Source organism: Sphingobacterium zeae, from assembly GCF_030818895.1.
Lineage (GTDB): Bacteria > Bacteroidota > Bacteroidia > Sphingobacteriales > Sphingobacteriaceae > Sphingobacterium > Sphingobacterium zeae.
The window spans coordinates 4,343,460-4,367,326 of the sequence record NZ_JAUTBA010000001.1 but is presented as its reverse complement, the minus strand read 5'-3'; the positions used below and the strand labels follow the sequence as shown (position 1 = coordinate 4,367,326).

Here is a 23,867-nt window from a genome sequence, read left to right as displayed (position 1 = left end):
ACAAATAATCAATCTAAATAATTAACCATTTACTTATAACCAATTATGTTTACAAGTCAGAAAGCAATGCTGCTCCCGTCTTTGGCACTTTTTTCTGTTGTCGCATTTGCGCAACAGACTGAAGTCCGGGGAAGAATTACGGATAGTGGGACAGCAGCACCTATAGTAGGGGCATCTTTAGTGGTGAAGGGAACCACAATAGCCACCAAGACAAATGAAAAGGGAGAATTTGTCCTTCAGACTTCGGGCAATCAGGGTACATTGGAAATAAGCTATGTCGGCTATGCCTCCCAGACGATTGCTGTAGCAGGAAGAAAATTCCTCGATATTCAGCTTGCACCTACCGAAAAAGGGCTCGATGAAGTGGTCGTTACAGGATATCAAACCGAACGGAAGAAGGATTTGACGGGTGCAGTGAGTGTTGTTAATGTTGCTGAGATGATGAAGTCTCCGGAAAATAACCCAATGAAATCCCTGCAAGGAAGGGTAGCCGGTATGACTGTAACTTCGGATGGTAGTCCAAGTGGAGCGGCAACAGTGCGTATGCGCGGAATCAGTTCGATCAATAGTAGTCAGGATCCCTTGTATGTCATTGATGGAACCCCCACGCAGGGCGGAATGCACGAACTCAATTCAAATGATATCGAAAGCATTCAGGTTTTAAAGGACGCTTCTTCGGCGAGTATCTATGGCTCGCGTGCAGCCAATGGTGTTATTGTCATCACTACGAAAAAAGGAAAGCTAGGTGCCCCTAAACTTACAGTAGACGCCTACGCCACCAGTACGCATTTTAATAATCGCATGAAAGTGCTCGACGCACAACAATATGGTCGTGCCCTATGGCAGGCAACGATCAACAGCGGTGGCAATCCAAATGGAAACAATATTGGTTATCAGTTTGAATGGAATAACGATGCGAATGGCGTGCCTCAGCTCAATACTGTTTTTGTTTCCAAGTATATTGATCGTGAGCACACCATGTATGCTTCAGATACCGATTGGTTTAAGGAAGTTTCGAAACCAGGACTGCAGCAGTCATACAATGCGACATTGAGCTCCGGAACAGAAAAATCCAGCTCCTTTTTCTCCTTAGGTTATTTGCACAACAATGGCACACTCCGTTACACGGATTTCCAGCGAATATCCGCCCGGATGAATGCTGACTATAAACTGTTTGATGGAAAACTGGTTGTTGGAGAGAATTTTACAGTAAACAACACGGGTGAAGTGCAGGTCCCCGGCGATGTACTTGACCTTTCGTTGAAAGCTTTACCGATTATCCCCGTGCATACGGTAGATGGAATGGGCTGGGGGGGACCAGCATTAGGAATGAACGACCGTCATAATCCCATGCGTGTACTTTACGACAATCGAAATAATAAATACAATTATTGGCGTTTGTTTGGGAATGCCTATGCCGATCTACAGCTGATAAAAGATCTGCATGTTCGAACCAGTTATGGCCTGGATTACAGTAATTTTTACAAACGTAACCTGGAAGTATCCTATCGTTCGGGATTTATGAACAGCAGCCGCAGTGGCGTTAATATGGAGCAGTCTCATGGGATGAAGTGGACTTGGTCCAATACAGCGACTTATCGGAAGGCAATCGACAAACATACAATAGATGTGCTTGCTGGTATCGAAATGAACCGTCAGAATGATATTAATTTTAACGCCTATACCGCTGGTGATGGTGCATTTGCCATAGAGACATCAGAGTATATGTGGCCAGGTGTGAGTACGGGTACAGCGGCAGTTGGAGGTGGCTCTACAGGCTTCTCGCTGCTATCCTATTTTGGAAAGGCCAATTATTCCTATGATGACCGTTATCTGGCTTCTTTCACCGTACGCCACGATGGCTCTTCCCGCTTCGGTAAAAATAACCGCTTTGCCACTTTTCCAGCAGTAACGGCAGGCTGGCGGATCTCTTCTGAACGCTTTATGGCAAGTACAAAAAATTATATTTCTGACCTCAAGTTACGTGTGGGATGGGGGCAGACAGGCAACCAGGGTATTGGTAATCTGGCTACCTATGCCCTGTTCGTCCCCGAATATGGTGTTGCTGATCCAACATGGAATATCGTGGACGGTACAGCATACGATCTATCGGGTGCAGGAACGGGAAAGTTACCATCGGGATACCGCAAAATCCAAACGGAAAATAATGATCTGAAATGGGAAACTACCACGCAGACGAATATAGGCTTGGACTTTTCATTGTTTAATCAAAGTCTCTATGGTTCGATTGACTGGTATGTTAAAGCAACCAAAGATATGTTGATCAATCCAGCCTATATCGGTGTGGTCGGAGAGGGCGGTTACCGTTGGGCGAATGGTGCCTCCATGGAAAATAAAGGTTTGGACGTATCGGCCGGATATCGTAATAAAACAACCTTTGGATTGGATTATGATGTAATGGCTGTGTTCTCGACCTATAAAAACAAGGTGACACATTTGCCCGAAGCGGTAGAAAACTCCTATGGAGGTCGTCAAGGGGATAATATTATCGGCCGGCCGCTGGGATCATTCTATGGCTATGTCACCGACGGTATTTTTCAGAATCAGGACGAAGTGGACGCGCACGTCAATCAGACCGGTAAGGGGATAGGGCGTTTACGTTACGTCAACGTCTATGATGCGGACAAGCAGATCACCGATATGGACCGTACATGGATTGGTAGTCCTCATCCTGATTTTTCTTATAGTTTGAACATTGTGCTAAAATATAAAAGCTTTGACCTATCTGCGTACTTTCAGGGGGTACAGGGAATAGATGTTGAAAACTGGCTGAAAAAGCAAACGGACTTCTGGAGTGTGGACGACGTCAATTCCAATAAAGGTGTACGTCTGCTCAATGCCTGGACACCACAAAATCCAACGTCAACGATCCCGGCCTTACAAACAACAAATAACAACGACGAGGGCCGTCTGTCAAATTACTTTATCGAGAATGGATCTTATATGAAGCTCCGGAATTTGTCCCTGGGCTACACTTTGCCAACAGCAACCGCCGCACACCTGCGTATGAGCCGATTAAGGGTTTATGTAACTGGTCAGAATCTATTTACCGTTAAATCAAAAAATTTCACCGGTGTGGATCCTGAAAATGTAGGTTGGGGTTATCCAATTCCAACCACGTGGACAGCTGGGGTAAATATTGGATTTTAAAATGGGAGCGAAATAAGGCGATACACTTCTAAATAATTTATACGGATGAAAAAAATAACCACTAAAATAGCGATATTCATGGTTCTTGCTGGACTACTTCCAGGATGCACCAAATTTTTAGATCAAACACCCAATGGTGTACTGAGCTCCGATCAGGTTAAGGAGCCCGAACGATTATTGACAGCTACCTATGCGGCATTGGGTAACGATCATTATGACGTCCCTTTTAGCTTATGGCCCTATGGTACGGTTCGGTCGGACGATGCTTATAAAGGCGGATCGGGACCACAGGATATCCAGACCTTTCATTTCCTGGAGGTCTCCAATAACATTACAACCAATTTTGCAGAGTTGGATAAATTGTGGTTTCAGTTGTACGTGGCGATTTCGCGTGCCAATACCACGATCAAGACCATACAGGAGATGGATAATTTCGATGGGAAGGAAGAAAAGCTGGGTGAAGCACGCTTTCTACGCGGTCATTTTTACTTTATGCTAAAGATCCTTTTCAAATATGTGCCTTATATTGATGAAAATGTCGCGGTAGACAGCTATGAAACCGTATCGAATAGGGCCTTGAGCAACGATGCGCTATGGCAAAAGATTGTGGATGATTTTCAGTATGCTGTAGATCATCTCCCGGCTGTACAAACGGAGGTCGGGCGTGCCAACCGTGTTGCTGCTGCGGCATATCTTGCCAAAACCTATCTCTATAAGGGATACCGTCAGGACAATGCCGAACGTAATGTGGTGACGGGCATCGATGCCGGAGATTTGGAAAAGGTTGTACAAAATACGGATGTTGTACTTTCATCCAATCATACGCTGGAAACCGACTTTGCTTTTAATTTCTTGCCGGGCAAATATGAAAATGGGACCGAAGCCCTGTTTTCAGTTCAGTTTTCAAAAGATGACGGCACAAAATTTGGGCGTGTTAATTTTTCTGATGTGCTATCAGTACCTATGGGCGTAGGCTGTTGTGATTTCAATAAACCGAGTCAAAGCCTTGTCAACGCGTTTCGCACAACGGGTAAAGGTCTACCACTGGATAACTACAATGCGTTGAATAGCTTTAATACCTCAGAAAAGTACGATCCACGGTTATTTCATACGGTTGCAATTCCGGGCTTACCGTACAAGTATAGTAGCAAAAGAACGTATGAAGAAAGCTGGAACCGTAACCCGGCAGAATATTCGGTTTACGCCTCATTGAAAGAGAATGTAGATCCCGATTGCGATTGCTTTGTCCCGATGGTACCGTTCTATGCCAATACAAAAAATCGAATTGTATTGCGCTTTGCCGATGTGCTGTTGATGCGGGCAGAGGCGCTTATCGAGCTGCATCGTTCGGCTGAAGCACTGCCATTGATAAACCAAGTACGTACGCGGGCAAAAAATAGCACTGCACTTACGGGCTATGCAAATGATAAAACCCTGATCGAAACGTACAAAAATGGAGATAATATTGTATGGAACGAAGAAAATGCCCGGAAGGCGTTACGTTGGGAAAGACGATTGGAGCTTGCGATGGAAAACGGAAGATTCTTTGATTTGGTACGCTGGGGAATTGCAGACCAGGCCATGAATGCCTATTATGATGCGGAAAAGTCACGTCGATCTTATTATTCTTCGGCACATTTTACTGCAGATAGGAACGAATACTTGCCGATTCCTGAAGCACAGATCAGATTAAGTAAATATCTGTACAAACAAAATCCAGGCTATTAAATAAGCATTTATTGTTGAACGATTAGCATAACCAATTATTCCAATGAACACATTAAACAATTATATAAAAGTGGGGATTACTATCCTGCTTATCTGGCTTATTGCTGCCTGCAAACGTGATGCCGGTAGCACACTCAATTTGAACGCAGATGTAGATGTACTTTCATTCAAGGTCGGTAATACCGTTGGAAAAATAGATCCGGCAAAAGGTACCATTCTTGTCATGGTTCCTGAAGGCACAGATCTTTCAGCGGTGGCTCCGACGATTGAATTGCCCAATAATGCCAAGGTTTCTCCAGCTTCAGGTATCGCCCAGAACTTTTCATTTTCTGGTACAACACCAATTACTTATCGCGTGTTTAATGGCAATCTATTCAACACCTATCAAGTAACCGTCAAAGAAATCAAAGCGGAAATAACGGCATTCCATATCGGAGAAAAAGCTGGGATCATCGATCAGAAAAATAAAAGCATTAAAATTTACCTACCCCTGGGGACAGACCTGAAGAACTTATCACCTGCGATAGAATTTACAGCTGGCGCGAGCATAACGCCCAATCAGAGTGGCCCCGTGGATTTAAGTTCTCCGATAAAATACAGCCTTGCGTATATGGGGCAGACGTTCCAGTACACGGTAACAGCGATTTTGGGCACGGAACCCAAACAGATCCTGATGATTTATAATGGCGAAACAAGCGTTCCACATTTCGACGGGTTAGGGGTGAGCGCCGTAGATTCACCTTATCCCAACCCGAAAACTACGGGAATTAATGCAACACCGTTCTGTGCGTCTTTTGTCCGGGATAATAAAACGGGCGAAGGCTGGCATGGTGGTGCGCTGTGGAATGCAAATAAAGTGACGATCAATCCGGCAGAATATGGCCGTTTTTCCATTATGATATTGAAGGATGTAGCGGGAGATGTACAATTGGAGATTCAATCGGATGGTGAACAGCAAAAAGATTGGTTGCGGGCTAATTACGCAAAGGAACATGTTGGGGAGTGGCAAGAGTTGGTTTTTCAGATTCCTGCTGGAAGAAAGGCTTTCATCAACAATATACTTGTGATGCCGCATGAGCATCCTAATGGACAGCCCGTGGCATTTCCTACCCAACGGATGTACTGGGACGAATTGAAAGCATTACCTAAAGAATGATCGAATACAAATAAAACAAGCGATGATAGATTATAAGGGATTAATAGAAAGATTTAAATCATGAGACCAAAAATGTATTTGCTTCCGACAGTATTCTTGCTCAGCTTGTTGACAAGTTGCAAGAATAGCGACGAGCGTTCGACAGTGGTAGATAAGCCCATAACAATACAACCTGTGGACAGTTCTACGGCTTGTATTTCGGGGCAGGAGGCTGGCCCATATCAACGATTCTATAGGCCTCAGCAGGGGTTTGTGGGCGATCCCATGCCTTATTACAATGCCAGCGATAAAAAGTTCTACTTGTTTTATCTCTATGAGAACCCCAACAGGCACCCGATTTATAGCACGCGAACAAGTGACTTTGGAACATTTGAGGGCTATACCGAAGTATTGTCGTCGGGCGCTGTGGGGAGTCAGGATGAATGGATCGGAACAGGAAGTTTTATCAAAAAAGGAACAGTGTATTACTGTTTCTATACAGGTCATAACAGTGTTTTTACTCCAGCAGAAAAGATCATGTTGGCTACCTCCACTGATTTAATGAATTGGACCAAGCAACCAGCTATGGCACTGCAGGCTGCGGTGGGCTATGATCGAAATAATTTTCGGGATCCGCACGTTTATTGGGATGAAGGCCGTAATGCCTACGTGATGCTAGTCACGACGCGAAAAGACGGAAAAGGAATCCTTGCACGTTATCAGTCAACCGATTTAAGCAGTTGGTCGATGATTGAACCGCTCGTTGCGACGACAGGGACAGTGGAAAAATATGGCATCGAAACAGATGCTGAACTATTGGAATGCCCGGATCTATTTAAAATGGGCAATAAGTGGTATCTGTTGTTTTCGCGGATCAACCGGGATGAACATCGCAAGACATTTTATCGTATTGCGGATTCTCCGGATGGTCCCTGGATGATCTGTCGGGATGCCGAAGGACATCATGAAACCTTTGATGGACTTTATCTCTATGCTGGCAAGACGGCTAGCGATGGTACAACACGTTATCTTTCGGGTTGGTGTTCAACGGGACAAACCGTCAATAATAACAACGAACTGCCCTGGGCTGGAAATCTAATTTCCCATCAGTTGGTTCAGGGAACGTCAGGACAGTTGTATCCTAAAATTCCGGAGGCCCTAAACAGCAAATTCAATAAAGAAGTCGCCTTTGAAAAACTGAGCAGCGTTGGTCAAGTTTCTGAGTCGAATAAAACCTATCGTTTGTCAGCTCAATCAGGGGGAAGAAGCTATGCGCTGTTTAACCGAAATACGTCGACCGTAAAAATGACAATGACTATTGATGCTTCGCAATCCAATCAATTTGGTTTTTCATTTGGAGCATGTGATGATCCGACCGAAGTGTATAGCATTGCTTTTGACCTGACTTCATCCAATCGTTGGAATATGCCGGCCCTGTTTATGAATAAGGAGGCTCGAAATGGTGGCGGAAGTAAAACAGCACTCAATTTTACACCACTCACCGTACCGACCAATCGGATTTTTAATCTGAAAATTAGTATTGAAAAGTCTATCTGTGTCGTGTATGTGAATGATCGTGTTGCTTTTACCAACCGGATCTATAAAATGGATCAAAATCCATGGACTATTTTTGTGGATCAGGGAACTGTTACAGTGAATGGGTTGAAAGTTGAAAAATCTTCCTGATAATTTATAAGATATTTGCTTATTGAAGCGAACAATAATCGGATTATAAACGTAAACAAAAGAAAAATGATGAGATTAAAAAAATACGGACTTACGATGTTCTTGCTAAGTATTGTCGGTACAAGTCTGGCCCAGATGGGACAGCAAAAACAACGGGATGCTGAAGAAAAATATCGCCCACTTTACCATTTTACTCCACAGCAGGGCTGGATGAACGACCCCAATGGGCTGGTCTATTTGAACGGTAATTATCATCTTTTTTTTCAGCATAATCCCGAAAAGCCCGTTTGGGGACCAATGCATTGGGGCCATGCGATCAGTAAAGATTTGATTCATTGGGACGAGCAGAAGATCGCATTGTACCCCGACAGTTTGGGAACTATTTTCTCAGGTAGCGCTGTGATCGATAAAGACAACACCGCAGGTTTTGGGAAAGATGCTATGGTCGCCATTTTTACCCATCACAATCATCAGGAAGAGGATCGGAAAACGGGATTGCATCAAAATCAAAGTTTGGCTTATAGTTTAGATAAGGGTCTTACCTGGACAAAATATAAAGGCAATCCAGTATTACCAAACCCTGGCATATGGGATTTCAGGGATCCAAAGGTGATGTGGCATGCGCATAGCCAACGTTGGATTATGACCTTAGCTACAAAAGATTGTATTACTTTCTATTCTTCCAAAGATTTGAAAACATGGCAGAAGGAAAGTGAGTTTGGTAAAGAGGTGGGAGCCCATGGAGGCGTCTGGGAATGCCCCGATCTTATTTCCATGGACTACAAAGGAGTTACAAAGTGGGTCTTGTTGGTCAGTATCAATCCAGGTGGGCCCAACGGTGGTTCCGTAACACAATATTTTGTGGGTGACTTTGATGGACATCAGTTCCACACAGAAGATACCAAAATAAAGTGGCTGGATTGGGGACCCGATAATTATGCCGGTGTAACTTGGAGCAACCTGGGGGATAGGCACCTGATGATTGGCTGGATGAGCAACTGGCAATATGCCAATGTGGTTCCTACCACAAAATGGCGCTCCTCCTCAACCATACCACGTGTTTTATCGTTGGATAAAATTGGACAGTCGTTCTACGTTGCAAGTACTGCGCCCAAAGAAATTGAAACTGCATTTCGACCGCTTAAAAAGTACCATGGCGGCGGAACGAAGGAAGTTTCGTTCGAGCAACATCTCCCGCAAGCGTACCGTTTGGACCTCAAAGATTTGAAGCAACAGTCTTTCAAAGTGATCTTATCAAATGAATCTGGTGACGAATTGATTATTGGTTATCGTGAAGATCAAAATGCCTATTATATTGATCGTTCTAAGTCCGGGGAAGTGTCGTTTAACGAGGAATTCCCAAAGATAGCTTCAGCACAACGCCTGCTGAATAACGGAACACTCTCTTTCAGCTTGTATGTTGATGTGAGCTCTGTGGAGCTTTTTGCAGATGGGGGACTAACGGTAATGACTAGTTTATTTTTTCCGAACAGACCGATAACCAAGGTGCGTATCGTGGGGAATAAAAAGCTGGAGTTTCAAGAGCTCGGTATTGCTGGATTTAAGAGATAGAACCCCAATTTACACGATTAAAGCGATCCTCGTTTTCACGAAGGATCGCTTTATGGTTTATACTATTCTATATTATTGGCCTGATTCAAGTATACCGGCATTAATGTCGGGAAAGTCCAGGCAAAATGATTCTTTTTGTAGATAATTGGACGGTAAATCGAGAGATACGAATCATATTCAGCCGTCTGATAAATATCCTTCATGGCTTCAAGTAGGTTGGAAGGCCAGACGCCTACCGTCATGTTGTGAATGTCTACGTCAGGATTTTTAAACCAGGGCCATGCTGTAGGATGTTGATTGTAATAATATAAGTAATCTAGGGCCTTTTTGATCGATTTCCCATCCTTCGTGGCTGCAAACAGGTTCTCGCCCGTCACCTGACGTATACACCACATGGAGGCTGTTAATGGGGCCAACGAGAAATAGGTATACCATAAACCTTTTTCTCCTCGTTTTACTTCCTCAATGAGGTGACCATCCGCTGCGATTTTTTCAAAAAGATCGCCTTTAATCAATGATATGGTGAAGGCGAGTTCTTTTGGGTCATCAAGAAAATTGGCCGAAAGCAAATTTGCAAACCTTGCCCAATCAGCAATATTATTTGGCCTTTCACGTAAGAAATGTGTCGCTTTTTGATAGACGCTGATCGTCCAGCTTTTAAAGTGATTAAGATCGTTTTCTGCCCAGAGCGGATCGTTTTTGAGCAGCTCTGTTGCAATCATTAATCCGGCACCAGCATAAGAAAGTACAACTGGTCCGTCAAACTGGGAATATTTTTTATTGATGGTGGCCCAAGCATTCATGAAGTAAAGGGCTTTTTGGGCATATTTCTGCTCCCCGTTCAACGTATAGGCGAGGGCCGTACAATAGGCGGCAAAAGCGTCTGTGTGGAGTTTTTTTGCCATGGCACGTTGGCCTTCTTTATCGCTATAAAAGCCAGGGACGCTAAAATCTTCGACAGCATGATGATTGGTCAATAAAAGAGAATCGGCCAGCGTAATCAATTGCTTGTACGCCGTATATACCGGTTCGGATTTTTTGCTGATCTGCGATTTTACAAACTTAATCTGTGCATTCGGGTGCATAAGAGATTGGGCATGGCAGCGAGAAGAAGCCGTAAAAAAATAGATCAGAATCAAGGTTGACCCTATTTTAATACATTGAGCTGTCGAACGGCTGAGCTTCCGAAAATAATATCTAAAATTTTGCATGTTTTAAATGGATACGTTTATCAATTGATTGCACAGCTATGGGGGGATTAGCTCCTGCAAATTAAGAAAAAAATACAATAAGTTTACTGGGCTTCAGAAATTTGATTTGAATTATTGCAGCGAAGTAATTAACTTCATGCCTAGAATAATCAATTATGGACATCGATCAAAATCTGCCTGAGAAGGAACTCTTGTGCCAACTTCACTATGGAGATATCCAGGCCTTTGATATTTTGTACCATCGCTATAGCCAGATTATTTACGCCAATATTCTTAGGTTTTTGAAAGATGAAACTATCGCTGAAGATTTACTTCAGGATGTTTTTCTACGTATTTGGGAAAATAGAACAAAAATAAATCCTGAACAATCTTTCGCCGCATTTCTGTTTACCTGTTCACGTAATATTACGTTTAATTTCAAACGAAGGTTGAAATTGGAAATGGAATCCGAGATCCAGCTCGCCTATGGGGTAGTGGAATCCGAGAATACTATTGATAAAGTGCTGGATTCAAAGGAAGCCTTGGTCCTGGTCGAGGAATTACTGAGCAAATTGCCCAAACAACGCCAAAAAATATTTAGGCTGTCCAAGCTGGAGGGTAAAAGTTATCAAGAGATCGCCGAAGAAATGGGGATTTCCATTGCGACAGTTCGCGACCATATTGTCAAAGCAAATAAGTTTATCCGAAGTGGCGCATTGCAGGATAGTGGATTTTCATCATTGTTATTGGCATTGCTTCTCTATTCGGCTAAATAAAAAAATTTTTTCTAGAGCAGACCTTTATTTCATGCTGTGTGTATTTACTTTAAAATACAGCTCAGTGGAGACCAATAAATCTAAAATAGACCAATTACTTCAAAAATATCAAGAAGGGAACTGTTCGCTTGAGGAGATCGAATGGCTACAGCAAGCGCTTTCTACTACTGACACCAGTGAGCAGGATGCGATCGATCAGGCGCTAGTCGCTAGTTTACTACGGCCTTCGTCTGTTGGTAAAATGGAGGAATCGAGATTGAAAATAATACTCGAAACCATCAAAAAACAAATCCAGCAAGGAAAAGAAGATAACGATAACTTATTGGAAAAAGGAGGGGAAGATCGTATGCCGATCCAGAAGAAAACTATTATCTCCATGCGATGGCCCTATTGGGCTGCAGCGGCCTGTCTATTGCTCTTTGTTTTTTCAGTAATATTTTGGCAACAGCAGACGAGTCATACCCTGGCGGACAGGAATCTCGCTGGACTGGAAGATACAAAGGATGATGCTGTACAGCCTGGCGGAAACAGTGCCACTCTTCGCTTGGCAGATGGTACAGTTTTGGAACTCGATAAGCAGGCTTCGGGGATTGTCATGGGGGAAAATATCACCTACGAAAATGGGCAATCTATCGCCGATGCCTTAAGTAAACAAGGCCAGCAAATGGATCCAAGCAAGGCGATGTTGGAGTTGACTACACCGATAGGGGGGATGTATCAAATTACTTTACCTGATGGAACAAAAGTATGGCTTAATGCGGCCTCTTCGCTAAAATATCCGATGGCCTTTGCCAAAAATGAACGAAAAGTTATCCTGTTGGGAGAGGCCTTTTTCGAGGTGACCAAAGATAGCTCGAGACCTTTCAAAATACACAGTAAAGGGCAGGAAATTGAGGTGCTTGGGACAACATTCAATGTGAATGCTTATCCGGAAAATACGGCTATTAAGACAACTTTAATCACAGGGAAGATCAAATTATCAAACGATAATCGCGCTTCACAGGCAATATACCTTCAACCCGGTCAGCAATCGACTAATACTAATAATGGAAATATACAAGTTGCAAATGTAGATACAGCGCCGTTCACTGCCTGGAAAGATGGCTTGTTTTATTTTGACGAAACACCGGTGTCGGATGCATTGCAGCAGATTGGTCGCTGGTATAATGTAGAAGTGAGGTACAAGGGCGAAGTGCCACAAACGCATTTCTATGGTCGTATCAAACGAAACAAGTCACTCCGTGACGTACTCGATGTATTGGAAGAAGGTGGGTTGCATTTTGAGTTGAGTAAAGGTCAGGAAAAAAATATCTTATTGGTGACACCATTGCAATAAAACCTTAAATATTGATGAAAAAAGAAATGACTATAGACTCTTCTTGAGCTGGAGAAAGGTATAAGCAACACAAAAAGGGCAGTGCTGGGGGGCACTGCCTTAAATTGGATGCATATACTTACAAGTGTTGCCCAAAGGCAAATTTTTGATAACCATTTATAAATAACATACAAACCGTACAAACATATGATTTTTTATCCATTTGTTAGGCTACACCCGTGGAGTTTAACTTTACGAAGTATACTGATTATGAAATTAATCGTACTCATTTCTTTACTGACTGCAATGCAGCTGTTTGCAGAAGGAAATGCGCAAACCATAAACTTAACCGCTAAGCACGTCACCTTAAATCAGGTGATGCGCGATCTCCAAAAGCAGAGTGGCGTCAATTTTTTCTTAAATGGCAAGTCGCTGGCACAGACTCGCTTGTCAGTCAATATACAGCATGCCAAATTGGAAGATGCATTAAATGCTATCGTAGCACCTCTGGATCTGGAATGGATCAAAAAAGATGAGGTGATCGTGATAAAACCCAAAAGAAATCCATTAATTCCCGAACACAAAGAAGTCCTGCAGCGGGGCATTGCCGGTAAAGTCGTTAATGGCAAAGGACAGGCCCTGGTAGGAACGACCGTTACCGTGAAAGGAACCAATATCTCCACGGTGACAGATCAAGATGGGAAATTTACCATCCAGTTACCAACTACCAATGCAACCTTGGTAGTTTCAAACGTCGGTTACCAAGGTCTAGAAAAGAGTGTCACCGGCAATGAAGAATTGAGTATTGTGCTTCAAGAGCTTGTCAGTGGTCTAGACGAGGTGGTTGTTGTCGGGTACGGAAGTCAGAAACGCGCAAATGTGATTGGTGCTGTATCGACCGTGAACGGAAGTTCGGTGGAAAACAGATCAACGGCTACACTTAGCTCTTCTCTGGCCGGACTCGCGGCGGGGGTTAACGTACAGACCACAACCGGAAAACCGGGGGCAGATGGCGCTAATATCCTGATCCGGGGAAAGGGAACTTTAAACAATACCTCACCCTTGGTGGTGATCGATGGTATTGTCGGATCCATGGATGCTGTCAATCCCAATGATGTAGAATCGATTTCCATTTTGAAAGATGCGGCAACAGCGGCAATTTATGGATCATTGGGTTCAAATGGAGTTATTTTAATTACGACAAAAAAAGGATCAAAGGGAAAAAATAATGTATCCTATTCGGGAATGGTTTCGATGCTACGGCCCAATAATGTACCCGAATTTATTACCGACTACGCGCAGCATATGCGCCTTGTGAATGAAGGGTTCAAGAATCTGGGGCAGGCGGCCGTATATACGGATGCAACAATCAATCTCTGGGAAGAAGCGAAGAAAAATCCGAATGGATTGACCGAATTTGGGATTCCCAATGAAGTTGCGTATCCCAATACCAATTGGGGAGATGTGCTTTTTGGACAACGCAAACTCTTACAAAATCACAATCTATCCTTAAATGGTGGGAGTGAGAACACGCAATACCTCTTTTCAGTAGGTTATTTCAACAACCCGGGGACCATGCCCGAAACTGGAGCCGACAAAATACGCATGCGTATTAATCTACAATCGAAAGTTGCCAAGTTTTTAACGGTGGGTACCCAGACCTTTGGCGATATGCAGAATTTGAGTGTGGCCGATGTAGTAACTGCATATTCTTACCTGACACAGACTGTGCCAGGAGTTTATCCTTATTACAATGGCGCATATGGTTTTCCGGCTGCCGCCGAAGAATCGGCAACCGCAAACAATGCCCTAGCTTTTCTCAATGGAATGGGAGGGAAGAGCCAGGTCAACCGATTCAACACCACAATATTTGCAAAGTTAAATTTAATGAAGGGGTTGGAGTTTGAATCTAAGGTAAATTACAATTATGCGTATACCGAAACCAACTCCCATCAGGTGCCTTATGAAAAATGGAATTTTGCAACCAACAAATTGAGTACAGCTGCGCTTTCGTCGGGACAAATTACAACCCAATATGGCCTTACCAAGAGCTACAATGTGATTATTGATAATGTATTACGTTATTCAGGATCTTTTGGTAAACACGACGTTGGCGGTATCTTGGGCTATAACGAACAGTATTTTAACCAATATAATATAGGGGCGGCTAAACTGGGACTTGTACACCCCGACTTGACGACATTTAATTCGGCAACAACAATGAGTTCTATCACAGGTGATGAGCTCGACTACGGTTTACGTTCCTTTTTTGGTCGCGCCAATTATGCTTACGATAATAAATACCTGGCCGAAGCGGTGTTACGGTACGATGGATCATCACGCTTTGGAACCGCCAAGCGCTGGGGCTTCTTTCCGGCCTTCTCCGGAGGATGGCGTATTTCGGAGGAATCGTTTATGCGTCCACTTAAGTCTTTTCTGAATGATTTGCGGATAAGGGCCTCCTGGGGGAAAACCGGAAATAATGCATCCCCGGGTAATTATGATCATCTGCCCTCGTACGGTACTGTAAACTATTCATTCAATAACCAGGCTGTTCGTGGTTTGGCGCAGACTAAACTAGGAAATGACCTGTTGCATTGGGAAACCACCACTACGACAAATGTAGGCTTTACAGCGACAGCATGGAGAAATAAATTGACCGTCGAATTTGATGCCTATCGCGCTTACACGGATGGAATACTATACGTCCCGACTATTCCGGCGACCACAGGTACCGCTACAGCAGCGACGATGAACATTGCCGAAGTGAGCAAACGAGGGATTGAATTGACGCTGGGATACCAAGATAAAATCAACGATTTTAAATATGGCGTATCAGCCAACTTCGCCTATAATACCAATCGTGTCGAAAAATATAAAGGCGCATTGTCGGAGGGGTATGTCACTGATGCCGCCGGTAATCGGGTTTACCAGTCCAATATCGGTATGGTTTCTAATGGAGTAAACCAACGGATTCTGGAAGGCCACGAAATCAATGAATTCTATTTATACAACGTATACCGTGGCTCAGGAAGCCACTTCTTAGCGGATGGCTCCGTTGATAAAAATGGTGGACCTCGCGACGGAATGATCCGGACAGAACAGGATATGGAATGGTTGAAGGCTATGGTCGCTGCAGGCTATTCATTTCAGCCCGCCGACGGGATAGATCCTACCAAGATCTGGTATGGCGACTTGATTTATTCGGATATGAACGGTGACGGTGTTTATGGAAATGTCTATGACCAAAAGTTTATGCGCAAAAGGGCAACACCAGCATTCAATTATGGTCTTAGTATCAACATGGCCTATAAAGGATTTGATGCGTCCATGATCTGGTCCGCTTCTTCAGGTATGTCGTATTATTGGAATGAACTTTATCTCAATTCCTCTATCGTCGCACAGGGGAAATCAGTCCCGGCATTGGTCGCTAACAACCATTATTATTATAATGCCGCGAATCCTTCGGATCCCAACAATCGGATAGATGGCTATTATCCACGCTTAAAAGGGGTGACCGATGCACAGAATGGACGTACCAGCGATTATTATTTGTATAATGCGTCTTTTGTGAAGCTGAGTAATCTTCAGTTAGGCTACACCCTTCCTGAAAGCATAGCAAAACGTTTCTCAATCGCTAAACTTCGGATTTATTTAGCTGGTGAAAACCTGTTGACATGGACCAAGTTCCCTGGACTGGATCCGGAAATTGGACCTGCGAGCAATGATCCTTCGCTGATCAACTCGTCTGTCGTCAACTACCCAACGATGCGTCAATATTCATTGGGTTTGAATCTAACCTTTTAATCTAAATGAACACCATGAAAAAGATGAAAAAATTTCTAGCGATTGTATTGCTAACAGGTATAGTAGGGTGCAAAAAAGATCTTTTGGATACCTCTCCATATTCATCGGTTTCCACGGCAACGATGTGGACGACCGACAATTTAACAGATTTGGGCGTTGCGGGAATCTATAGTTCGTTTAGGCTCCTGATGGGGCATAGTGGACTGATCTCACCCTATGAACTGTATCAGTTTGATCGTTTTTCCTATACGGGGCAGGCACGTTTTGATGAACCCTTATTGACGGGAACCATTACCGCGGGAGACCCCTTATTTTTGAACGTTTGGAAAATTCAATATGAAGGTATTCAGCGTGCAAACGACGCCTTAAAGAATATTCCCATAAAATCGCCTTCTACAGCAGAAAAGAAAGCAAAATATATTGCGGAAGCTAAATTTCTGCGCGCTTATTTTTACTTTCGACTTAACCAACTCTACAAAGGAGTACCCATTTATCTCGAGCCCTTTACAGCGGCGGAGGCCATTAAAGGACGTAGTTCGGAAGAGGAGGTTTGGAATCAAATATTGGCTGACCTGAACGATTGTATTGCTGAAAGCAATTTCCCCGATCGTTATCCCGCGGGTAATGCAAATTATGGACATGCAACTAAAGCGGCAGCTTATGCCTTACGGGGTAAAGTTTATCTTTATCGAAAGGATTGGGCAAAAGCAGCGGCTGATTTTCAAAAAGTAAAAGATGCTGGCCACACCCTGTTCGGCGATTATAAAGCTTTGTTTAAGGAGGCCAATGAGCAGTGTCCTGAGATGATTTTTTCCATTCAGCATCGCAGTGAACAGGGATATGGGAATAATATGCAGCTATTTTGCGGTTGGCCCTCGGTCTATTCGCGAGGCTGGAATTACTATATGCCTTCACCACACTTGGTTGATCTATACGAAAATAACGATGGCTCTAAGTTTGAATGGGATAAAATTATTCCAGGATACAGCAGTTTAACCGAAAATGAAAGGGAGGTCTTTTTTCTACGTAACAACTTGACAGATGCGGAGAAGGCAGCTGCGGTATTAAGAGGTGCAAAAATGAGCCTTTATCTGCCCCAAGGCAATGAGGAGCGCATCAAAAAGGCCTATGAAAATCGTGATCCCCGTTTGCAGGCCAATGTCGTGACGCCTTATTCGACTTTTAGGGGTGCCTATAATTTTACGAATGTTGAAAGTCTTCAATTTATGCGCTGGCCATTTCGTGGGCAGGCACAGGTAGGCGGCGATATTCAGAGTGATACGCAGATTAATTTCTTCTATTTCTATCGAAAATTTGTCGCCGAAGGAGTAAATGAGATTGTAGATCGCAATTATGGGCCTATCGATTTTCCGATTTTTCGTTATGCTGATGTCTTATTGATGTGGGCCGAAGCATTGAATGAAGATGGTAAATTGAATGAGGCCATTGCTAAAGTCAACGAAGTACGACAAAGGGCAGGTGTTGCACTGTTAAATTCAAATGCAGCAACCACTGTTGGCGGAAAAGAAGATTTACGTACACGCATTCGGAATGAACGTCGTGTGGAGTTCCCGAATGAGGGGATTAATTACTTTGACGAGTTACGATGGGGAACCTGGAAAGAGACGGTATTTCAAGCAGGCAATGGACGTAAGCAAGTCTGGGGAACAAATGTTGGAAACTATAGCTATAAAGGTGATTTCTTAACGGTATGGCCTATTCCGACTTCAGAAATACAGATGAATGTGAATCTGGTGCAAAACCCTGGTTGGATAGATTAGTTTTTCATTTTTTAATTAAAGCCGAGGGGGATATAGACCGCATTCCCCTCGGCCGCATGTAACATAAACTTAAAGATGATAGTTTTCAGATATCGCTTATATATCATTTATTTTTTGATTTTTTTTTATCCCTTTTATCTCCGTGCTGATACAACTGATTTTGTAACAAACGGATTTGATTTAGCAGAGCAACAGTATGCTTTACTGTATAAAGCGCATAAGGATCTAACAAAGTATCCGAGATCTGGAGATCCCAGTGGAAAAACAACGTTTACGGATATCCGAGATTGGACTGGTGGCTTTTGGCCAGGCTGTCTTTGGTATGTTTTTGAGTACACGGGGGATGATCAATGGCGTGACGCTGCGTTAAAATGGACGAATTCCTTACGTCAAAATCAATTTAATACACATCACCATGATATTGGTTTTGTCATGAATTGCAGTTATGGCAATGCTTATCGATTGACTGGTGATACGGCTTTCAAATCGATCTTGATCCAGAGTGCCAAATCTTTATTGACCCGTTTCAATGCAAAGGTTGGAGCGATCAAGTCTTGGGATACATTTTCCTCTTGGGACGGTAAGCATACATATGAACTCCCTGTCATTATCGACAATATGATGAATTTGGAGCTTCTTTTTTTGGCTTCCAGATTATCCGGTGATTCTGTCTATCGGAATGCCGCTATTCGACATGCAGAAACAACGTTAAAAAATCAATACCGATCAGATTACAGTTCTTACCATGTGGTTACCTATGACCCCAAAACAGGTGCTGTATTGAGCAGGGAGACTGCACAGGGTTTTTCGGACAATTCCGCTTGGGCTAGAGGGCAAGCTTGGGGACTGTATGGATTTGTTGTGATGTACCGCGAAACGAAGGATCCTAAGTTTTTACAGGCTGCACTAAAAATGGCAGACTTTTATGCACGGCACCCGCGCTTGCCTGTAGATGGGGTTCCCTTGTGGGACTTTGATGTCGATCAAGCGGGATTTGTTCCAAACTGGGACTACCGAAAAGAAGATTTTAGCACTGTTCCGCGTGATGCATCCGCTGCTGCTGTCACGGCATCGGCACTTTTGGAACTGGTTGAATATATGGAGCCGGGACAACAGCAGGATTATTTGGATCTGGCTGAAAAGATTTTGCGATCATTGGGCTCGCCAAAGTACGCTAGTGAAGTTGGAGGAAATGGTCTGTTTATTTTAAAACATAGTGTGGGCAGTATTCCACATAAAGGAGAAATTGATGTGCCTTTGGTGTATGCAGACTATTATTATTTAGAAGCCTTGACGCGATGGAATAAGCGAAGACATCGACTTGCACAGCTGATGAAGGAATGGCAGGATATGAATAGACAGAAGGAACAGGCACTCAAAGATTTTCAACAACAAAAATTTGGCCTGTTTATCCATTGGGGACTGTATGCAATCCCTGCAGGTATATGGAACGGACAGAGAATAGAAGATCTAGGAAGTCCTAGTGTCGCCGAATGGATTCAATTGGTCGCAAAAATTCCACGGTCAACCTATGCCAAATTAGCAAACCAATTTTCGCCTCAATCTTTTGATGCCGATAACATTGTTAAAATGGCCAAGGATGCCGGGATGAAATATCTTGTTGTGACAAGTAAACATCACGATGGATTTGCGCTATATGGTTCAAAGGTCAGTTCATTCAATAGCATACAGGCTACGCCCTTTAAACGCGATATCATTCAGGAACTGTATGATGCCTGTCTTCGGCATAAACTCGATTTTGGTGTCTATTATTCACAGAATATCGATTGGAGGGATGGTAGCGACGCGCAATATAAGGTAACGAAGGCACAGCATGATCTTGCCCATACCAAAACCGATGCTTTTGGTGCCAATCTTTGGGATCCCAGTAAAAATTCCTTTGCTTCGTATCTCAACGAAAAAGCAATTCCTCAGGTAAAGGAAATTTTGACGCGGTTCAAACAGCTGAAATATATCTGGTTTGATATGCCGGGACTGATGACTGCAGAACAAAGCTTTCGGTTCTATAAAACCGTTTATGATTGCAATCCACATGTTATTGTCTCCGAACGCATTGGCAATGGCATGGGCGATTATGCCATTCCAGGAGATAATCGGATTCCAGATCCTTCGGAACATTTTAACCAACCTTGGGAAGCTATCGGGACATTCAATCATTCCTGGGGCTATAAATCCTACGACCATGATTGGAAAAATGTAGACGAATTGCGCTATTGGCTTTTGGAAATTGTCAGTAAAGGTGGTAACTATATGCTCAATATTGGGCCCGATGCGCAGGGGAATGTCCCTGCGCCGGTAAAGAAAAATCTTGCTATATTAGGGAAATGGTTGCGACTCAATGGTGAAGCGATTTATGGAACATCCCCATGGACCACTGCACATGAGGGGCCTACAGCAATTCGGATAACGGATACCGAACAACGGGAGAGAGAAGGATTTAAGGCATCTTTTACCGCTTCGGATTTTTGGTTTACCCAAAAGAATGATTTTGTATATGCAATGGCTCTTGTAGTACCTAAGGGTGGAATCGTCAATGTAAAGTCCCTGAACCAAAGTAAGGCTAAAGTAAAATCAGTGGAAATCTTAGGGTTTGGTCAGGTTGATTTCCAGCAGGATGACCATGGATTGCAATTGAAATTACCCAAGAAGATAGAAAACAACAGCTTGGGCTATGCGCTAAAAATAAAACTAGGCTAATTCGAATATTGACTGTATCAATTATAACGATGTTGAATCAATTATTAACTACAAAAAAAATGCGTGCTTTGTCGCTGCTCTTCTGCTTAAGTTTATGGTATATACAAGCTGTTGGGCAAAAACAGGTAAATCAGTTTGCCTGGAACGAAGGACAGAAAATTCTTTTTCTGGGAAATAGCATTACCTATGCCGGGCAATATGTCGCCATGACCGAAAGTTTGTTCCTGAGCAGTCATCCGAAAAAGAAACCCCAGTTTATAAACTCGGGGCTACCAAGTGAGACCGTATCTGGACTTAGTGAGCCGAATCACGCCGATGGAAAGTTTCCGCGACCTTGTCTATTTGACCGTTTGGATAATGTACTCGATAAAATCAATCCTGAGGTTGTCTTCGTCTGTTATGGCATGAATGACGGTATTTACCTACCATTTGATTCGGGCTCGTTTTGAAGCCTATAAAAACGGAATTATACACCTGCAAAAACGACTTGCAGATCAAGGTGTCAAACGTATCATATGGATGACTCCACCGGTGCATGATGATCCACAGCTTCGGCTCAATGGGTATAATACCGTATTGGATCGCTATGCCCAATGGCTTTTCAGCTATGCCAAAAAGCAATCCTGGGAAATCATTGACCTCCATTTCCCCATGCGTCGATATTTGGAGACCGGCATCAAGAAAGATCCTCAGTTTAGGCTAGCGGCAGATGGTGTTCATCCTGGCGAGTTGGGCCACTGGCTCATAACAAGGGAAATTGTTAAACACCTGATGCCTAATTTCCCGATCGAAAGCACATGGGATGATAATTTGCGCGATAAACCAAAACTTCGCCAGTTATATACCCTTGTTTTGAAAAGACAGACGATCATGAAAGACACATGGTTGACTTTTACAGGCCATAAACGACCCGGACTATCAAAAGGAATTCCATTGGAGGATGCGCGAAAGACTTATGATACCATGCAGGAGGAAATAAACAACTTGGGTTTCTGATGCCCACTGTTTAATGATTATAATCCATGAACTTTTATGTATAAAACTATATTACGATGAAAATCAATTTTTTAAAGTGGAAGTGTGCAGCAGCAGTGGGAATGTTGCTATGCATGACCGATGTTGCTAATTCACAGACCAAATCATTACCCTATGAAGGCGTAGCTGGCTGGCAGGAGACACAAGATAAACGCATGGAATGGTTTAAAGAAGCTCGTTTTGGGTTATTTATCCATTGGGGATTGTATAGTGCAGCGGGAGGTTCTTTTGAAGGAAAAAAATACCCACAGCATTATGCAGAATGGATACAAACTTGGGGGAAAATTCCCAGTAAGCAGTATGCTGAAGTGCTGAAACCAAAATTTACATTGCGTTCTTTCGATCCAAAATCCTGGGCTCACCTTGCAAAAAAAACGGGAATGAAGTATATGGTGCTGACCTCTCGACACCACGAAGGCTTTAGCTTATTCAATAGTCAACAGCCTTACGCGGTTAAAAACGATGTAACAGGTACGGCAAATTTATCGCCAAAAGGGAGAGATCTTTACCGCGAAATTATGGAAGCTTTCCGCCAAGAGGGAATGAAAGTAGGTGCCTATTATTCGCTGCTGGATTGGCAGCATCCCGATTCCTATGAGGCTTTTCAGTTAAACCCGAATGTAGATAATCATCAACCTGATCATGAACAGTATAAAGCCTATCTCTATGGCCAAATTAAGGAACTTGCCCAAAATTACGGGCGATTGGATATGCTGTGGCCCGATTTCAGTAGCAAACAGCACGAAGGTGAAGCCTGGGGAACCAAACATATTTTAACAGACCTGATCAAATGGCAACCCAACATTATTATCAATAATCGATTTTGGAATGGACTCGAAAATAAAAACGGTGATATTGGAACGCCTGAAAAATATATTCCACCAACAGGCTTGCCTGGTATGTATTGGGAGGTAAGCCATACCATGAATGAAAGTTACGGTTATAGCGCCCATGATCAAAATTGGAAAAGCTTCCCCAAGATCATGCAATTATTTGTGGAAACAGTAAGTAAGGGCGGCAATTTCCTGTTAAATGTTGGACCCGATGGTGATGGCGGCATTCCTGAACCTGCGGTGCGTATTATGGAGCAGATCGGGGACTGGATGAAGATCAATAGCGAATCTATTTACGGGACTACGGCGAGCCCTTTCCAAGCGTTGGATTGGGGTTATTGTACGCAAAAAAATGGGAAGCTCTATCTGCATGTTTTTGACCGTCCAGCCGATGGGAAAATAAATCTACCAATCAAAAATAAAGTGACGGCTGTCTATGCCCTGGCTTCACCGAAAATGAAGTTAAAATCTACGCTGGAAAATGGTAGACCAGCAATTCCTGTTGATGTCTTTGACAACAACAAAGGACCTAAGGTTATCGTGGTGGAGATCCAAGGAAAACCAATTGTTGAGGAAAGCCTGACACAAACACAGGCGGATGGTCGCATCGTGATGAACGCAAATAATGCGAAACTGCAGGAAGGAAAGGGACTGAAAATTATTGGCGCACATACCCATGATCCAAATCGCCCGAATGCCATAGGTCAATGGAAGGATCTTGCCGATCAAGTAATTTGGGATATTAAAATTCAGAAACCGGGTAAATACCGAGTACTCATCAATTATCTACCTAATCCTAAACATCAGGGCAAAATTTTGCTAACCGCTCTTGGACAAAAGATTCCTTTCGCCTTTATAAATGAAAATGGAACTGCATTTAAGGAAGCGGTCATGGGAACATTAGAAGTATCACAGCAAGTGATCGGAGAGCCAAGTACAAAAGTGCTGCTGCAGGCTACGGCAATTGATGGCGATGCATTACCTGAGATTGCGTCAATTACACTGGTTCCGGTTCAAGAATAAACTATTTTTGAGAAAGCCTAGACAAATCATCCATACATAAACCATTTTGCCGCCGAGGACCGAATAAGTGTCTATAAAGACGAGCAGAAAAATAAAC

General features: G+C 43.2%; 14 protein-coding genes. 13 read left to right on the top strand and 1 reads right to left on the bottom strand.

The window, feature by feature from the left end; translation table 11 throughout:
• Nucleotides 1–45: 45 nt before the first annotated feature.
• The 5 genes from QE382_RS18300 to QE382_RS18280 all read left to right on the top strand — a co-directional run bounded on the left by QE382_RS18300 (nucleotide 46) and on the right by QE382_RS18280 (nucleotide 9,292).
• The gene (locus QE382_RS18300) at nucleotides 46–3,171 is read left to right on the top strand and encodes a SusC/RagA family TonB-linked outer membrane protein (protein WP_307187190.1); all 3,126 of its coding nucleotides are present in this window, start codon (nucleotides 46–48) and stop codon (nucleotides 3,169–3,171) included.
• A gap of 45 nt (nucleotides 3,172–3,216) precedes the next feature.
• Nucleotides 3,217–4,899: a RagB/SusD family nutrient uptake outer membrane protein gene (locus QE382_RS18295; protein ID WP_286752939.1), complete on the top strand. Its 1,683-nt coding sequence runs from the start codon at nucleotides 3,217–3,219 to the stop codon at nucleotides 4,897–4,899.
• A 43-nt stretch (nucleotides 4,900–4,942) separates the two neighbouring features.
• Nucleotides 4,943–6,055, top strand: coding sequence for an SGBP N-terminal domain-containing protein (locus QE382_RS18290; protein ID WP_307187189.1), 1,113 nt, complete (start codon nucleotides 4,943–4,945; stop codon nucleotides 6,053–6,055).
• Between the two features lie 60 nt (nucleotides 6,056–6,115).
• Nucleotides 6,116–7,720: a glycoside hydrolase family 32 protein gene (locus QE382_RS18285; protein ID WP_307187188.1), complete on the top strand. Its 1,605-nt coding sequence runs from the start codon at nucleotides 6,116–6,118 to the stop codon at nucleotides 7,718–7,720.
• Between the two features lie 66 nt (nucleotides 7,721–7,786).
• Nucleotides 7,787–9,292, top strand: a complete 1,506-nt coding sequence (locus QE382_RS18280) for a glycoside hydrolase family 32 protein (RefSeq protein WP_307187187.1) — start codon at nucleotides 7,787–7,789, stop codon at nucleotides 9,290–9,292.
• A gap of 62 nt (nucleotides 9,293–9,354) precedes the next feature.
• Here QE382_RS18280 and QE382_RS18275 read toward each other — a convergent pair whose 3' ends face one another.
• The gene (locus QE382_RS18275; protein ID WP_307187186.1) at nucleotides 9,355–10,503 is read right to left on the bottom strand and encodes an alginate lyase family protein; all 1,149 of its coding nucleotides are present in this window, start codon (nucleotides 10,501–10,503) and stop codon (nucleotides 9,355–9,357) included.
• Nucleotides 10,504–10,658: 155 nt separating this feature from the next.
• Here QE382_RS18275 and QE382_RS18270 point away from each other — a divergent pair, with 155 nt between their 5' ends.
• The 8 genes from QE382_RS18270 to QE382_RS18235 all read left to right on the top strand — a co-directional run bounded on the left by QE382_RS18270 (nucleotide 10,659) and on the right by QE382_RS18235 (nucleotide 23,770).
• The gene (locus tag QE382_RS18270) at nucleotides 10,659–11,258 is read left to right on the top strand and encodes an RNA polymerase sigma-70 factor (protein ID WP_053003692.1); all 600 of its coding nucleotides are present in this window, start codon (nucleotides 10,659–10,661) and stop codon (nucleotides 11,256–11,258) included.
• A gap of 64 nt (nucleotides 11,259–11,322) precedes the next feature.
• Entirely contained in the window at nucleotides 11,323–12,594 is a 1,272-nt protein-coding gene (locus QE382_RS18265; RefSeq protein ID WP_307187185.1) for a FecR family protein, read from the top strand.
• Nucleotides 12,595–12,843: 249 nt separating this feature from the next.
• Complete coding sequence (locus QE382_RS18260; protein ID WP_307187184.1) at nucleotides 12,844–16,380, top strand: SusC/RagA family TonB-linked outer membrane protein; 3,537 nt, start codon at nucleotides 12,844–12,846, stop codon at nucleotides 16,378–16,380.
• A 23-nt stretch (nucleotides 16,381–16,403) separates the two neighbouring features.
• Nucleotides 16,404–18,161: a RagB/SusD family nutrient uptake outer membrane protein gene (locus tag QE382_RS18255; RefSeq protein WP_307187183.1), complete on the top strand. Its 1,758-nt coding sequence runs from the start codon at nucleotides 16,404–16,406 to the stop codon at nucleotides 18,159–18,161.
• Nucleotides 18,162–18,236: 75 nt separating this feature from the next.
• A complete protein-coding gene (locus tag QE382_RS18250; RefSeq protein WP_307187182.1) occupies nucleotides 18,237–20,879 on the top strand; it encodes an alpha-L-fucosidase in 2,643 nt (880 codons plus the stop codon).
• A gap of 29 nt (nucleotides 20,880–20,908) precedes the next feature.
• Nucleotides 20,909–21,328, top strand: coding sequence for an SGNH/GDSL hydrolase family protein (locus QE382_RS18245; RefSeq protein ID WP_307187181.1), 420 nt, complete (start codon nucleotides 20,909–20,911; stop codon nucleotides 21,326–21,328).
• The gene (locus tag QE382_RS18240; RefSeq protein ID WP_307187180.1) at nucleotides 21,288–21,875 is read left to right on the top strand and encodes an SGNH/GDSL hydrolase family protein; all 588 of its coding nucleotides are present in this window, start codon (nucleotides 21,288–21,290) and stop codon (nucleotides 21,873–21,875) included. Before QE382_RS18245 ends, QE382_RS18240 begins: the two co-directional genes overlap by 41 nt.
• A gap of 56 nt (nucleotides 21,876–21,931) precedes the next feature.
• Complete coding sequence (locus QE382_RS18235) at nucleotides 21,932–23,770, top strand: alpha-L-fucosidase (protein ID WP_307187179.1); 1,839 nt, start codon at nucleotides 21,932–21,934, stop codon at nucleotides 23,768–23,770.
• The last annotated feature ends 97 nt before the right edge of the window (nucleotides 23,771–23,867 follow it).